Origin of the sequence: Rhizomicrobium sp. (assembly GCA_037200385.1) — a bacterium.
GTDB lineage: Bacteria > Pseudomonadota > Alphaproteobacteria > Micropepsales > Micropepsaceae > Rhizomicrobium.
In genome coordinates this window covers 515,996-529,834 of sequence record JBBCGL010000001.1, presented here as the reverse complement: position 1 = coordinate 529,834, position 13,839 = coordinate 515,996, and the positions used below count along the sequence as shown (strand labels likewise).

Here is a 13,839-nt window from a genome sequence, read left to right as displayed (position 1 = left end):
GAAGGGCAAAGAACTGCTTCCAACGCGCGCCGACGCGCGCGCGATGGGTGGGCGGCTCAGGGCCGCCCATGACGGGGATGGTGGGTTCGGTGCGCTCATGACCGGTAACACACCGCCTTGGCTGCCGCGACGATGTCTTCGACATGCGGCAGGGCGAGCTTTTCGAGGTTCGCCGCGTAGGGCATCGGCACGTCCTTGCCGGTGACCTTGGTCGGCGGCGCGTCGAGCCAGTCGAAGGCCTCGAGCGCGACCACCGAGGCGATCTCCGAGCCGATGGAGCACACCGGCCAGCCCTGCTCCACCGTCACGACGCGGTTGGTCTTGCGCACCGAGGCGAGCACCGTCTCGGTGTCGAGCGGGCGCAAGGTGCGCAGGTCGATCAGCTCGGCATCGATGCCTTCGGCAGCGAGCTTCTCGGCGGCTTCGAGGATCAGGCCGACGCAGATCGAATGCGCCACCAGCGTGACGTCCTTGCCCGGCTTGACGACGCGCGCCTTGCCGATGGGCAGCACGAAATCGTCGAGCTTGGGCACCGGGAAGGAGCGGCCATAGACGATCTCGTTCTCCAGGAAGATCACCGGATTGGGATCGCGGATCGCGGCCTTGAGCAGGCCCTTGGCGTCGGCGGCGAAATAGGGCGCGACGACCTTGATGCCGGGGATGTGGGCGTACCAGGAGGAATAGTCCTGGCTGTGCTGGGCGCCGACGCGGGCGGCGGGGCCGTTGGGGCCGCGGAAGACGATCGGCGCATGCATCTGGCCGCCCGACATGTAGCGCGTCTTGGCGGCGGAGTTGACGATCTGGTCGATCGCCTGCATCGCGAAATTCCAGGTCATGAACTCGACGATGGGGCGCAGGCCCGCGAAGGCGGCGCCGACGCCGAGGCCGGCGAAGCCGTGCTCGGTGATCGGCGTGTCGATGACGCGGCGGGCGCCGAACTCGTCGAGCAGGCCCTGGCTGACCTTGTAGGCGCCCTGGTACTGCGCGACCTCTTCGCCCATCAGGAAGACGGTGTCGTCGCGGCGCATCTCCTCGGCCATGGCGTCGCGCAGCGCCTCGCGCACGGTCATGGTGACCATTTCCGTGCCTTCGGGGATTTCCGGATCGGAAAGCGCGACCAAGGCCACGGCGGACGTTGCAGGCTTCGCCTCGGCCGCCCTCTCGACGTCGCGCCTGGGCGCCGATGGAGCGGCCGGAGCAGCCGTGGCGGCGGGCGCGGATTTCTCTTCATTGTCGCCGAGCAGCGTGGCGATGGGCGCGTTGACCTTGACGCCCTCGGTGCCTTCGGCGACCAGCAGCTTGCCGATCTTGCCTTCGTCGACCGCCTCGAACTCCATCGTCGCCTTATCGGTCTCGATCTCGGCCAGGATGTCGCCGGATTTGACCGTATCGCCTTCCTTGACCAGCCACTTGGCGAGCTTGCCCTCTTCCATCGTGGGCGACAGCGCAGGCATGAGGATTTCGATGCTCATGCGAGAATGTCCGTGTAAAGCTCGGCCGGATCGGGCTCGGGGCTCTCGGTGGCGAACTCGGCGGCGGCGTTCACGATGCTGCGGATGTCCTTGTCGATCTGCTTGAGATCGTCCTCGCTCGCGAGCTTCCGGGCCAGAAGCCTCTGGCCGAGATGGTCGATGGGATCGCGTTTCTCTCGCACCGCGGTCACTTCCTCGCGGGTGCGATACTTGGCGGGGTCCGACATCGAGTGGCCGCGATAGCGATAGGTCTTCATCTCCAGGATGATCGGGCCGTTGCCGGAGCGGCACCAGTCCAGCGCCTCCAGGGCGGCGGCGTGAACGGCCTCGACGTCCATTCCGTCGACCTGCTTGCCGGGGATGTTGAAGGAGGAGCCGCGCTTGTAGAAATGGGTCTCGGCGCTGGAGCGTTCGACGCTGGTGCCCATGGCGTATTGGTTGTTCTCGATCACATAGACGATGGGCAGCTTCCAGAGCTCGGCCATGTTGAAGGCCTCGTAGACCTGGCCCTGGTTCGAGGCGCCGTCGCCGAAATAGGTGACGCTGACCTGGCCGTTGCTGCGGTATTTGTTGGCGAAGGCGAGGCCGGTGCCGAGCGGCACCTGGGCGCCGACGATGCCGTGGCCGCCGAAGAACTGCTTCTCGGCCGAGAACATGTGCATCGAGCCGCCCTTGCCCCTGGAATAGCCGGTGGCACGGCCGGTGAGCTCGGACATCACATTGCGCGCATCCATGCCGCAGGCCAGCATATGGCCGTGGTCGCGATAGGCGGTGATCACCTGGTCGCCGGGCTTCTGGGCCGCCTGGATGCCGACCACCACGGCCTCCTGGCCGATATAGAGATGGCAGAAGCCGCCGATCAGGCCCATGCCGTAAAGCTGGCCGGCCTTCTCCTCGAACCGGCGGATCAGCAGCATGTCGGTGTAGAATTGCGTCAGCGCGGCCGTGTTGGGTGTCGCGCCGTCCGCCTTGATACCGGTTTCCGCGGCCGTCTCAGGCTGGTTCATGGGAGGCGACCTTCGCGCTGGCCGGGCTGTGGAAAAGCATGGCGCGTTTTGGCAAGCGGCGCCTCAATTGGCAAGCGTTGACGGTTTGTCAGGGGGCGCCGCGGGAAACGGCAACCTGGTTGGGGCCGCCGATCATCAGCTGTTTATGAGCCCACTCCTCCACGATATCGGGATCGCCCGCACGCATGAGGGCTATGCGGTGCTCCAGCCGGAAGCGGGTGTCGCGCGCCTGGGCCAGCCGCTCGCCCTGGACGCCAAGCTGGGCCTGGATATCGGAGAGCGCCAGCATGCCCCGCTCGCCCCAGATCGCGTAATAGCCGAAATAGGCGACGACGGCGAAGCTGATCGCGGGCAGAACGGAGAGCCCGAAGAGACGCGAGATGCTTCGCTTGATTCGCATGCGTTGAACGAATCACAGACCGATTCGTGGGGTCAAGCGATTTATCGTTAAAAGCGCAATCGCGGCGTTAAGACATCGCCGCCAAACGGAACTCCGGCTGATCCTCGCGCAGCGCCGGCCGACGCCGTGCGCCGTGCAAGACCCGTACGATGCGTACCCTTCGTCGCTTCTCATCCCAGCGGAACAGCACGACATAGGGATAGGTTCCGACAGGCATCACGCGCAGGCCGGGTATCATCGTCGCATGGCCCGCGCGGGGGTATCGGGCAACGAAGGCGATGACGTCATAGATTCGATCTCGGACGCGCTCTGCAGCTTGCGGGTCGTCGCGCGCGATATACAAAAAGATATCCAGCATCTGCCGCACGGCCCGCCTGCTGACGGCCGGCTTCACCGAAACGGACGCCCGAAGGCGGCGACAACCTCTTTGTCGGAAGCTTCGTCCGTCTCGAGAATGGCGGTCTCGAGCTCAGCGATCTCGATACCCGTCAGCGGATAAACGACATCGTCGAAGGCATCCAGCGCCGCCAGCAGTCCCAGAGCTCGTTCCTTGCGCGCCTCGGGCCAAGCCCGGACGCGGTCGAACATCACTTCGAGTTCGTCATCTTTCATGCCGCAAGCATATCACGCCGCGCAACCGGGCGTCAGGCCTTCAGGACCGATTTTCCCGCGTAGGTTGCCTGGTCGCCGAGTTGCTCTTCGATGCGCAGGAGCTGGTTGTACTTGGCCAGACGGTCCGAGCGCGCCAGCGAGCCGGTCTTGATCTGCCCGCAATTCGTCGCCACCGCGAGGTCGGCGATGGTGCTGTCCTCGGTCTCGCCCGAGCGATGGGACATCACGGCGCGATAGGCGGCGCGATGTGCGGTGTCGACCGCGTCGAGCGTCTCGCTGAGCGAGCCGATCTGGTTGACCTTGATGAGGATCGCATTGGCGACGCCTTTCTTGATGCCTTCGACGAGGCGCGTCGTGTTGGTCACGAACAGATCGTCGCCGACGAGCTGCACCGTCTTGCCGATCGCCTGGGTGATGCCGGCCCAGCCTTCCCAGTCGTCCTCCGCCATGCCGTCCTCGATGGAGGCGATGGGGTAGCGGCGGCAGAGGTCTTCATAGACCTTGACCATGCCCGCGGGGTCGAGGGTCTTGCCCTCCCCTTCCAGCACATACTTGCCGTTCTTGAAGAACTCCGTCGACGCGGGATCGAGCGCCAGCATCACGTCTTCGCCGGGCCTGTAGCCGGCCTTCTCGATGGACTTCATAATGAAGCTCAGCGCTTCATCGGCGCTCTTGAGGTTGGGCGCGAAACCACCCTCGTCGCCGACATTGGTGTTGTGGCCGGCGTCGTGGAGGGCCTTCTTGAGCGTGTGGAAGACCTCCGCGCCCATGCGGAGCGCTTCGCGGAAGGTCGGCGCGCCGACCGGCATGATCATGAATTCCTGGAAGTCGATCGGATTGTCGGCATGCACGCCGCCATTGACGATGTTCATCAGCGGCACCGGCAGGGTGCGCGCCACGGCGCCGCCGACATATTTGTAGAGCGGCAGGTTCGCCGCCTGCGCCGCCGCTTTGGCGATGGCGAGGGAGACGCCGAGAATGGCGTTGGCGCCGAGCCGCGACTTGTTCGGGGTGCCGTCGAGCTGGATCATCAGGCGGTCGAGGCGGACCTGGTCCTCGGCCTCCATGCCGCACAGCGTGTCGAAGATCTCGCCGTTCACCGCCGCGACGGCCTTCTCGACACCCTTGCCGCCATAGCGCTTGCCGCCGTCGCGCAGCTCCACCGCTTCATGCGCGCCGGTCGAGGCGCCCGAGGGGACAGCGGCGCGGCCCAGCGCGCCGTCTTCGAGACGGACGTCGACTTCGACCGTCGGGTTGCCGCGGCTGTCGAGGATCTCGCGGCCGGTGATGTCGAGGATGGCGGTCATGGACGGTCCCTGGAGCTTTCGAGGGCGCAAGCTCTACCCGCCATGGGGACGAAAAAAAAGGCCGCCCCGGGGCGGGGGGCGGCCTTTGGGGATAGGCGGGACGTCAGGCCTCGACCAGCGAGACCTGCTGGACCATGGGCTTGGCGGCGGCATTGGCCCGCCCCTGGGGCACGAAGGTCACCGAGATCTTGTCGTTGAGCACCGCGCCGCGGTCGACATTGCGCAGCACATCGGTGACGTCGAAGGAGATCTTCGGCGGTTCCTTCATGCGGCCGCCATTCGGCATCACCGCGCCGAAGAAGTTGATCGTCCCGGCCTTGAGCGCCTTGTCGGTGCCGGCGCGGCCTTCCGGATTGATATAGACGTCGTAGACCACGCCCGGCGCCCGGTCCGCCATCAGGCCGTCGAGCAGCAGATAGATGCGGCGATCTGACGTCAGCGCCGTCAGATGCGAGCGGAGCAGCGGTGCCTTGGTCGCCGTCAGGTTGACGCCCCGGACGAGCGTATTTGTCACGCGCGCGCCCAGTTCGACCGGCCCGGGGCCTTTGAGCAGGATCGGATTGATCCGCTCGAGGACCAGCGGGAACGGGAATTTGAGAACCTGGCCCGGCTTGGGCTCGAACCGGTCATAGGTGTAGCCGAGCGCCAGCGTGTCCTTGAAATTCGTCACCGTCGCCGTGACCTGCTGGCAGGTCGCGGGATAACCCGCCGCCTGGGCGAAGGTGAAGGTCTGGTTGAGCCAGGACGACGTGGTGGGGTTGGTGCCGCCATTGTGATTCCAGCTCGCCCACAGCCGATCGATGTTGCAGTGATGCATGAAGAAGATCGGATCGTTCGCGGCCCAGGGGACGGTACCCATGCCCTGGGAGCTGTTGCCGGTCTGGACGTGGACGTCGCCGTGCAGTCCGAAGTCCAGCGTCGAACAGAAGCCGGAATAGGTCGCCTGCTTCAGCGAATCGAGGCTGAGCCCCGTCAGGGGATTGCCTGCCGCCGGTCCGGGATTGCGATAGGCGTAGAACAGCGGATTGGTCGAATTGTTCGGCTGCAGGAATTTGGCCGGAAGCGATGCCGTGGCCGACGCATTGTAGTTCCAATAGGGCAGCGCGAAGGTCGTGTCGTTCAGCACCCACTGCACGATCTTCTCGAGATAATAGACATACATGCGGTGCCAGGGCAGGAACATGTCCTCGGTCGTCTGGCCGCCATGGTTCTGGCAGGTGTTCCACATCGCATTGGCGAGCGGCTGCTGCGCCGCCGGCAGGGTCGCGACCAGCGCGGCCTTCGTCGTGTTGCTGCGCACCCAATGGGTGTTGGCCTGGAACGCCCAGCTGCAGGGATCGCCGAGCTGCTTGGCAGCCATGATCTTCACGGCGTTCGCATATTTGACGAGGTTCGCCTGGCCGTTCGACGTGGACGCCTCGTAACGCACGGCCGGCGGACCGGCCATCGCCCCCATCTCACCCAACAATGACAGCGGAACCGCACTCGCCGCGACGCCGGCGGCTGCGGAACCCAGGACTCTACGCCTTGTGAACTGGCTCATGAGATCCTCCCCAATATTGGCGCCCCAGGCGCCGGAACGGGAAGATTAGATCAAGACTAGATGAAAGTAAATTTTCCGGAGTTTCAATACAGACAAAAACCAACAGCCCTTCCAACCTATTCCTGGACGACGATGGCGATCCGGGCGATCTGCGGCTGGGCGCCGTTTTCGGTCCGCCCTTCGGGGACGAGCGTCACCGCCACGTCGCCACCCGCGGCGAGGGTTTTCGCCGCCAGGGCAGTTATGTCGAAGCGCAGCGGCACGTCCGGCTTCGGCAGGGCGCCGGCCAGCGGCACATCGTTGAAGAAGTTGATCGCCTGGACGAGATGCGCATCGTCGGGCGCGGCTCCGGCCGGCAGGCCGAAATATACGCGGTATCGGATGCCGGGCTGGCGGTCCGCAGAGAGGCCGGACAGGACGAGTTCGACCCGGTGGCCGGCGGCGACCTTGCGTTGCAGCCCCGCCCGGTCGCCGGAAGAGGCCAACAGGACCCGCACCGGTGAATCACCGAGACGCAGAGGACCGGCCGCACTGGATGCCAGCGTCATCGAAGCCTCCGTCGTTGCCCCGCCCTGCCCGGCCGCGGTGGACCCGCAGGATGCCGCGAAGACGGCGGCGAAGAACAGTCCTGCGAGCAGCGGAACTTGCCGTTTCGGGTCAAAAGTCATCGAAATGTCTTTCTTTTCTGCGCGAATATTAAATCGCCGAAAACTTTGTCTTTCCTGTGGCCCGCCGCCAACGGAACGATCACGTTTGCGCGTTCAAGCGTTTCAACCGACGCACCCCATGGAGTAGTAGCGTAATGACCCTTTCGCGTTTCCTTCTCGCCGCCGGCGCCGCCCTGCTGCTGAGCACCTCCGCCTTCGCCCAAGACGCGCCGGCCGGGCCCGGCAGTCATGGCGGCATGATGATGCACGGCATGTTCACGCCGGAAGAGCGCATGATGATGTTCTCGGACGGCTTCAAGGCGACGTCGGGCATGACCGACGACCAGCGCCACGCCTATCGCCAGCAGCAGCGCGAGCGGCTCATGGCGATGTCCGACACGGACCGCGCCAAGTACAAGGCCGACCTCGATGCGCGCTGGAACGCCCTGCCGGCCGACCAGAAGGGCGCGATCAAGGCCAAGGTCGAGGCCTTCATGGCTTCGCATCAGCGTCCGGCGGCGCAGTAACCGGCGTCTGCCGAATCCTGTAGGCTGACGGCATAAGGCTCCCGCGCAAACCGCGCGGGAGCTCCGCCACCAAGGGGGCAAACGCCATGGTCTACATAACGCATGCCGAGCTGCTCAGCGCGGCCGTCACCGTTCTCTCCATCCTCTTCGTCTTCTATACCGGCTTGGTCGTCTCGCAGATGCGGTCTCGCCATAACGTCTCCGCGCCGGCCGTGACCGGCAATCCGCAATTCGAATGCGCCTATCGCGTGCAGGTGAACACGCTCGAACAGTTCGTGGCGTTCCTGCCGCTGCTGTGGCTGGCGACGCGCTATTTCCACGCCCTGCCCTGGCTTCCCGCCGCGTTCGGCGTGGTCTGGATCGTCGGCCGCGTGCTTTACATGCGCGGCTATCTGGCGGCGCCGGACAAGCGCGGTCCGGGATTCGGCGTCACGCTGCTGGGGACCGCCGGCCTGCTGGTGCTCGCGATCATCGGAATCGTGAACGCCTGGATCGCCGTCAGCGCGACGTAAGGCCGTCGCGCGATCTTCGGGTGGAGCGTTAAGGCGCTTCACCCGTTCGCGCTCAGTTCAGGAAGGGCCGCTTGACGATGCGGTCGATCTCGACCAGGTCGCCGAGCAGCGCCGGCACATCCTTGAGCTTGATCATGTTGGGGCCGTCGGACGGCGCGCGGTCCGGATTCTCGTGCGTCTCCATGAAGACGCAGGCGACGCCCGCCGCCACCGCGGCACGCGCCAGATAGGGCGCCATCTCGCGGTTGCCGCCCGTGCGATCACCCTGCCCGCCCGGCTCCTGCACCGCGTGGGTCGCGTCCATCACCACCGGGGCGCCGAACTTCGCCATGATGGGGAAGGAGCGCATGTCCACCACCAGCGCATTGTAGCCGAAGCAGACGCCGCGCTCGGTGACGAGCACATTGGGATTGCCGGCGCCGGTGACCTTGGCGATCGCGTTCTTCATGTCGTGGGGGGCGAGGAACTGACCCTTCTTGACGTTCACGACCTTGCCGGTCTTCGCCGCCGCGACCAGCAGATCGGTCTGGCGCGAGAGGAAGGCGGGGATCTGGAGAACGTCGACGACCTCCGCCAGCACGGCGCACTGCTCGCGCTCATGCACGTCGGTCAGCACGGGCAAGCCGAACTGGGAGCGGATGTCGGCGAAGATCTGGAGCGATTTCTCGAGCCCGAGGCCGCGCTCGCCGGCGGCGCTGGTGCGGTTGGCCTTGTCGAAGCTCGTCTTGTAGATCAGGCCGACGCCGGCTTTCGCCGCGATCTCCTTGAGCGCCGCGGCCATCTCGAAGGCGTGGGCGCGACTTTCGAGCGCGCAGGGACCGGCGATGATCGAGAGCTTGCGCTCATTGCCGATTTCGACGTTGCCGACCTTGACGACGGCGTTGGGCGGTGGGGCGGTCATGCGGCGATCCTATGACGGAGGATGCCGATTTATACAACCGGCGGGCGGATCAGGGAACCGTGTAGCGCAGCGCGCTGATGCCCGCGAGCGGCGACAGGACATCCATCACGTCCCAGAAGGTCGTGGAGTCGACGCGCACGACGTCGCCGGGGCGGATCGCCGTCGCCTCGTCCGCGGGCACGCGCTGTTCGGCATTCTCGCCTTGATGCCGGATATAGAGCGCGCTTTGCACCGCCTTGGGCGTGTAGCCGCCAGCCAAAGCGACCGCGCTGCGGGCGGTCAGACCGTTGGAATAGGGATATTCGCCCGGCTTGAAAATCTCGCCGACGATGTAGAACGGGCGATAGGTCGTGACCTCGACGCTGACGCGCGGGTCGTTGAGATAGCCGTTGCCGAGCGCGCTCGCGATGCTGCCTTCGACATCGTGCGCGGTACGGCCGCCGGCATGGACCTCGCCGACCAGCGGCAAGCGGACCTGGCCGGTGGCGTCGATCTGGAAATCGCCGCCGAGATCGGCCTCGCCGTAGACGATGACGCGGATCTTGTCGCCGCTGCCCAGATGGTAGTCGGGCTCGCCGGCGGCGCGCGCGGGGGCGCCGAATGCAACGCCGGCAACCGCCAGCGCGCACAGCGCCTTGGAAAGGAGGGACTGCAATCGAGCCATGCGCGGAGGGTAGCGGACAGCCCTTTCGGAATCCCTACGTTTTTAGCGGCGGAGTAAACCATCGGTTAACGCAATGGCGGACGGCGGCGGATGGTTGGGATTTGTGAATCCCGCCGCATCCATTCGGACCGGACGCTGCATCTCAAGGCCGATAGCAAGGGAGTGGGCCATGCAGGAGTTCCTCACGGCGATGGGACCGGTTCTCAAGGCGCTGGGCATGACGGGATTGGCCGTGCTGACGTTTTCGGCCCTTCGCGGCCTCGGAATTGGGCCGGAACCGAGCCTGCTGGCAGGGCTCGTCCTCGCAGGATCGCTCAATATCCACGGTCTTGCGTCATTGAAGCCGGACCGCTTCCCGCCTACATCGGTCGAGGCGGCCGGGGAGCACTGACGATGAGCGTGTCCGAAGCGTTCCTGGTGGGCACCGCGCCGCCACCGGAAAAGGCGCGCTCCCTGCTGGCGCAGATATTCCATCGCAGTGCCAATGAGTTCGAGGATATCCCACGGGCCGCCTTCGAGAAGCCGGTGTGGGACTGGAAAGGCGTCTTCGGGCATCAGTTCGTCGTCAGCGATCCGGCGGGCGTCAAGCGCGTCCTGCTCGACAACGTCGCGAACTATCCCAAGACCGAGATGGAAACGAAGACGCTCGGCGCCATCGTCGGCGAAGGGCTTCTGGTCTCGCAGGGCGACAAGTGGAAATCGCATCGCCGCCTGATGGCGCCGAGCTTCGACTTCAAATCGATCGTCGCCTATGCGCCTGCGATGGTCACGTCCGCCGGCCACATGGCGGATGGCTGGGCCGCGCGCGGCACCGGCACGGTCGTCGACATCGCCGCGGAGATGACCCGTCTCACGCTCGAAGTGATCTCGCGCACGATGTTCTCCAGCGACGGCGCCGAACTGGGCCAGCTGGTCGACCGCTCGCTGAACAGGATGAGCAGCGCGCTCGATTTCGGCATCACCGACATCCTGCCGCTGATCGGGCCGCCGCGCATGAAGCGAAAGATGGCGCGCATCCGCGCCAATTTCGCCGAGATGGACGCGACGATGCAGAGCCTCATCGCGGCGCGCGAGAAGGCGCCGGGCGCGGCGCCGCGCGACCTGCTCGACCGGCTGATCGCGGCGCGCGACGGCGAGACGGGCGTGCGGCTGTCGAACGACGAAGTGCGCGACGAGACCGTCATCATCTTCCTCGCGGGACACGAGACGACGTCGCTGGCGCTCACCTACACCTGGTATCTGCTGGCCAAGCATCCGGAGGTCGAGGCCAAGCTGCATGCCGAGCTCGCGCGGGTGCTGGGCGGACGGCCGCCGGCGCATGACGACCTGGTCGACCTGCCCTACAGCCGCATGGTGCTGGAAGAGTCGATGCGGCTCTATCCGCCGGCGCCGGGGCTCTCCAACCGCGCGGTGCTGGCGGACGACGAGATCGCCGGGGTCCGGATCCCCAAAGGCGCCTCGGTCGCGGTCATTCCCTGGGTGATCCACCGCCATCGTCTGCTCTGGGACGCGCCGGAGACCTTCGACCCCGAGCGGTTCTCGCCGGAGCGGTCGCAGGGACGGCACCGCTTCGCCTATCTGCCGTTCGGCGGCGGGCCGCGCGTTTGCATCGGGATGGCGCTGGCCATGGCCGAGGCGCAGCTCATCCTTGCCACGCTGGCGCAGCGCTTCCGGCTGAAACTGGTCTCGGGGCAGAACATCGTGCTGCAACACCGCATCACCATGCGGCCGCGCGACGGCATCAAGATGATCCTCTCGCCGCGGACCTGATCACCCCCGGAGCCGCATGGCGGTGGCAGTCTTACGGCCGGGCGGGGAACTGTGCGGAACTTCGAGCGGTGGCATTAGCCACTCGATGCGGCCGGGCTATTCGCAACTGCGAAACTGCGTTATTATATTGTTAACCATTGCAATGTTGCGAAAGCGAAGACCTGTCCCATGGGACTGATGACGACCGACAAGGCGCGCGCCGAACTGGCGCCGTTCGTGACCTGGCACCTGTTCCGGCCGGTCGCGCTGCTGCTGGCCGAGTTCTCGCTCTACGGCCTGTGCGTCTTCTGCGCAGTGGTGAGCACGGCGCTGTGGGCCAAGCTAGGCTTTGCCTTCGTGGCCGGCATCCTCACCGCGACGCTTGGGATCATCGGGCATGATTGCGCCCATCGCGGCGGCACGCGCCATCAATGGCTCAACCGGCTGATCGCGACCATCGGCTTCCTGCCGGCGCTGCATCCCTTGAGCCGCTGGGCCTATCACCACAACCTCGTGCATCATCGCTTCACGGCGCAGATCGGCATCGACAATGCCTTCTCGCCGATGACGGTCGAGGATTATCGCAAGGCGTCGCCGCTGCGCCGGGCCTATTATCGCTACCAGCGCAGCCTGTTGGGCCACGCCACCCATTACCTGATCGATATCTGGCTGCTGCAGATCTTCTTCCCCACGGCGCGCGAACGCGCGACGCTGAAAGGCCGCGACTACCTGGATTTCGTTTTCGTCTATGCCTGGCTGGCCGTGCTGCTCGGCGGGCTGGCCTTTGCAGCGCATGCGCTGAACGGGCAGAGCTGGGGCGCGGCGTTCGGCAACGCCTTCCTGTTCGGTCTGCTGATCCCGTTCCTGCTGTGGAACCTGTATATCTCCTTCGTCACGGTGGTGCAGCACACCGGACCCGATGTGCGCTGGTCGGTGCCGACGGGACGGCCGTCGACCCCGGAGCAGAAGATGCGCGGCACGGTCCATATCGTGTTCTGGGAAGCGTTCGACCTGCTGTTCCACCGCCTGATGCAGCACACGGCGCATCACCTGAACCCGATCATCCCGATGTATTCGCTGAAGGCGGCGCAGGCGAGCCTCGAAAGCATACGCAGCGACGTGCTGGTGGTGCACTGGACGCCGGCTTATCACTGGCGCCTGACGCGGACCTGCAAGCTCTACGATCCGCAAGCCGATGGCTGGCGGGATTTCCGGTTCCAGTCCGCAGCGCCGCCTGTTCTTTCCGCGCAAGGCCCGGTTAACCTTCACGCGCGGTAACCGCGTTTCCTAAGCCTTCATTATCCCAGCCGACCCAGACTAGCCCCGGAAAAACACGACGGGGTTCCTGGTGGACATGGCCGACGCCGCAAGCATCGCGGCGCCAGATATCCTGCATGCGCCCGCCGCCGCCAAAGCGGCCATACCGGTGCGCAGCTTCACGCAGGGCATGACGCTGTTCGCGGGCTATGGCGCGTTCTACCTGGCGACGCTGGCAGGCGCGCTGGCGCCCTTCCCGCTCGCGCTCAACCTCGTCTTCGCCATCGCCAATGGCGTGTTCATCGCCATGGTGTTCATCGTCGGGCACGACTGCTGCCACGGCGCGCTCATGCCGTCGCCGCGCTGGAACAAATGGCTGGGGCGCATCGCCTTCCTGCCGGTCCTCCATTCGGCGAGCCTGTGGCGGCTGGCGCACAACAAGCGGCATCACGGGCGGACCAACCTCAAGGGCTTCGATCCGGTCTGGGCGCCGATGAGCGTCCGGGAATATCGCGCGGCGTCGCCGGCGCGGCGCTGGCTGGAGCGCGTCTATCGCAGCGGCTTCGGGCCGGTGCTCTATTATCACACCGAAATCTGGCTGCCGATGCTGCTGCTCCCCGTGTCGAAATTGGCGCGGCGCGAATGGCGCAGCCATGTTGCGGATTCGCTGTTCGTGTTTCTGGGCGGCGCGGCGCTGATCGGGACGATCCTGCTGGCCGGCCATCTGGTGGCCCCGGCGCGGCCGCTCTGGCAGGTCGCCGCGGTCGGCTGGGCCGTGCCCTTCGCGGTGTGGAGCTATCTCGCGGCGGTGACGGTCTACCTCAACCACACCTATCCCGAGATCCCGTGGTTCGCCGACGAGGAAACGTGGCGCGCCAACAACGCGCATGTCCGCGGCACCGTCCATGTGAAGATGCCGATCGACATCCTGCCGCTCTATTCGGACGTGATGGCGCACACGATGCACCATGTGAACCCGTCGGTGCCGGTCTATGCCCTGCCCGCGGAACAGGCGCGGCTGAAGGCCAAGCTCGGCGCGGAGATCACCGAATATGTCCTGTCGGTCGACGAATACCGGCGCACGCTGAAGGTCTGCAAGCTGTTCGACTTCGACCGGATGTGCTGGACGGATTTCAACGGCCTGGCGACGAGCCTGCCGCTGGTGGCGGAATAGAGCGAAATAGCCGATCCGCCTGCCACGGCTATGGAGAATTCAATACCCGCAATTTTCGTCTTGAACA

The 13,839-nt window shown here is 65.6% G+C and carries 16 protein-coding genes; 6 read left to right on the top strand and 10 right to left on the bottom strand.

Annotated elements, in window-relative coordinates; translation table 11 throughout:
* Positions 1–95 precede the first annotated feature (95 nt).
* The 8 genes from WDM91_02335 to WDM91_02300 all read right to left on the bottom strand — a co-directional run bounded on the left by WDM91_02335 (position 96) and on the right by WDM91_02300 (position 6,889).
* Positions 96–1,472, bottom strand: coding sequence for a pyruvate dehydrogenase complex E1 component subunit beta (locus WDM91_02335; protein ID MEI9993407.1), 1,377 nt, complete (start codon positions 1,470–1,472; stop codon positions 96–98).
* A complete protein-coding gene (gene pdhA, locus WDM91_02330; GenBank protein MEI9993406.1) occupies positions 1,469–2,479 on the bottom strand; it encodes a pyruvate dehydrogenase (acetyl-transferring) E1 component subunit alpha in 1,011 nt (336 codons plus the stop codon). Before pdhA ends, WDM91_02335 begins: the two co-directional genes overlap by 4 nt.
* A gap of 88 nt (positions 2,480–2,567) precedes the next feature.
* On the bottom strand, positions 2,568–2,879 hold the full coding sequence (locus WDM91_02325; GenBank protein MEI9993405.1) for a septum formation initiator family protein: 312 nt from the start codon (positions 2,877–2,879) through the stop codon (positions 2,568–2,570).
* 67 nt (positions 2,880–2,946) lie between these two features.
* The gene (locus WDM91_02320; GenBank protein MEI9993404.1) at positions 2,947–3,273 is read right to left on the bottom strand and encodes a type II toxin-antitoxin system RelE/ParE family toxin; all 327 of its coding nucleotides are present in this window, start codon (positions 3,271–3,273) and stop codon (positions 2,947–2,949) included.
* Positions 3,270–3,491 carry a hypothetical protein gene (locus WDM91_02315; GenBank protein MEI9993403.1) on the bottom strand — a complete coding sequence of 74 codons (222 nt, stop codon included), beginning with the start codon at positions 3,489–3,491 and terminating at the stop codon, positions 3,270–3,272. The genes WDM91_02320 and WDM91_02315 overlap by 4 nt, the downstream gene beginning before the upstream one ends.
* A 32-nt stretch (positions 3,492–3,523) precedes the next feature.
* A complete protein-coding gene (eno, locus tag WDM91_02310) occupies positions 3,524–4,798 on the bottom strand; it encodes a phosphopyruvate hydratase (protein ID MEI9993402.1) in 1,275 nt (424 codons plus the stop codon).
* Positions 4,799–4,901: 103 nt separating this feature from the next.
* The gene (locus WDM91_02305) at positions 4,902–6,341 is read right to left on the bottom strand and encodes a tyrosinase family protein (protein MEI9993401.1); all 1,440 of its coding nucleotides are present in this window, start codon (positions 6,339–6,341) and stop codon (positions 4,902–4,904) included.
* A gap of 116 nt (positions 6,342–6,457) precedes the next feature.
* Positions 6,458–6,889, bottom strand: coding sequence for a hypothetical protein (locus WDM91_02300; protein ID MEI9993400.1), 432 nt, complete (start codon positions 6,887–6,889; stop codon positions 6,458–6,460).
* Between the two features lie 254 nt (positions 6,890–7,143).
* On the opposite strand from WDM91_02300, the gene WDM91_02295 reads away from it, so the two are divergent.
* The gene (locus tag WDM91_02295; protein ID MEI9993399.1) at positions 7,144–7,515 is read left to right on the top strand and encodes a hypothetical protein; all 372 of its coding nucleotides are present in this window, start codon (positions 7,144–7,146) and stop codon (positions 7,513–7,515) included.
* An 86-nt stretch (positions 7,516–7,601) separates the two neighbouring features.
* On the top strand, positions 7,602–8,027 hold the full coding sequence (locus WDM91_02290) for an MAPEG family protein (protein ID MEI9993398.1): 426 nt from the start codon (positions 7,602–7,604) through the stop codon (positions 8,025–8,027).
* Positions 8,028–8,079: 52 nt separating this feature from the next.
* Here WDM91_02290 and kdsA read toward each other — a convergent pair whose 3' ends face one another.
* Positions 8,080–8,928, bottom strand: coding sequence for a 3-deoxy-8-phosphooctulonate synthase (gene kdsA, locus WDM91_02285; protein MEI9993397.1), 849 nt, complete (start codon positions 8,926–8,928; stop codon positions 8,080–8,082).
* Between the two features lie 49 nt (positions 8,929–8,977).
* A complete protein-coding gene (locus tag WDM91_02280; protein MEI9993396.1) occupies positions 8,978–9,583 on the bottom strand; it encodes a polysaccharide biosynthesis/export family protein in 606 nt (201 codons plus the stop codon).
* Between the two features lie 178 nt (positions 9,584–9,761).
* Here WDM91_02280 and WDM91_02275 point away from each other — a divergent pair, with 178 nt between their 5' ends.
* The 4 genes from WDM91_02275 (at position 9,762) to WDM91_02260 (ending at position 13,772) form a co-directional block, all read left to right on the top strand.
* Positions 9,762–9,983, top strand: a complete 222-nt coding sequence (locus WDM91_02275; GenBank protein ID MEI9993395.1) for a hypothetical protein — start codon at positions 9,762–9,764, stop codon at positions 9,981–9,983.
* 2 nt (positions 9,984–9,985) lie between these two features.
* Positions 9,986–11,362, top strand: a complete 1,377-nt coding sequence (locus WDM91_02270; protein MEI9993394.1) for a cytochrome P450 — start codon at positions 9,986–9,988, stop codon at positions 11,360–11,362.
* 168 nt (positions 11,363–11,530) lie between these two features.
* Positions 11,531–12,619 (top strand): fatty acid desaturase, encoded by a 1,089-nt coding sequence (locus tag WDM91_02265; GenBank protein MEI9993393.1) that lies wholly within the window; start codon positions 11,531–11,533, stop codon positions 12,617–12,619.
* 76 nt (positions 12,620–12,695) lie between these two features.
* Positions 12,696–13,772 carry a fatty acid desaturase gene (locus WDM91_02260; GenBank protein MEI9993392.1) on the top strand — a complete coding sequence of 359 codons (1,077 nt, stop codon included), beginning with the start codon at positions 12,696–12,698 and terminating at the stop codon, positions 13,770–13,772.
* Positions 13,773–13,839: the final 67 nt, after the last annotated feature.

Coding starts and splice junctions, on each gene's coding strand:
- WDM91_02335 (MEI9993407.1), bottom strand. CDS start 1,472: ATGAGCATCGAAATCCTCATGCCTGCGCTGTCGCCCACGATGGAAGAG.
- pdhA (MEI9993406.1), bottom strand. CDS start 2,479: ATGAACCAGCCTGAGACGGCCGCGGAAACCGGTATCAAGGCGGACGGC.
- WDM91_02325 (MEI9993405.1), bottom strand. CDS start 2,879: ATGCGAATCAAGCGAAGCATCTCGCGTCTCTTCGGGCTCTCCGTTCTG.
- WDM91_02315 (MEI9993403.1), bottom strand. CDS start 3,491: ATGAAAGATGACGAACTCGAAGTGATGTTCGACCGCGTCCGGGCTTGG.
- eno (MEI9993402.1), bottom strand. CDS start 4,798: ATGACCGCCATCCTCGACATCACCGGCCGCGAGATCCTCGACAGCCGC.
- WDM91_02305 (MEI9993401.1), bottom strand. CDS start 6,341: ATGAGCCAGTTCACAAGGCGTAGAGTCCTGGGTTCCGCAGCCGCCGGC.
- WDM91_02300 (MEI9993400.1), bottom strand. CDS start 6,889: ATGACGCTGGCATCCAGTGCGGCCGGTCCTCTGCGTCTCGGTGATTCA.
- WDM91_02295 (MEI9993399.1), top strand. CDS start 7,144: ATGACCCTTTCGCGTTTCCTTCTCGCCGCCGGCGCCGCCCTGCTGCTG.
- WDM91_02290 (MEI9993398.1), top strand. CDS start 7,602: ATGGTCTACATAACGCATGCCGAGCTGCTCAGCGCGGCCGTCACCGTT.
- kdsA (MEI9993397.1), bottom strand. CDS start 8,928: ATGACCGCCCCACCGCCCAACGCCGTCGTCAAGGTCGGCAACGTCGAA.
- WDM91_02275 (MEI9993395.1), top strand. CDS start 9,762: ATGCAGGAGTTCCTCACGGCGATGGGACCGGTTCTCAAGGCGCTGGGC.
- WDM91_02270 (MEI9993394.1), top strand. CDS start 9,986: ATGAGCGTGTCCGAAGCGTTCCTGGTGGGCACCGCGCCGCCACCGGAA.
- WDM91_02265 (MEI9993393.1), top strand. CDS start 11,531: ATGGGACTGATGACGACCGACAAGGCGCGCGCCGAACTGGCGCCGTTC.
- WDM91_02260 (MEI9993392.1), top strand. CDS start 12,696: ATGGCCGACGCCGCAAGCATCGCGGCGCCAGATATCCTGCATGCGCCC.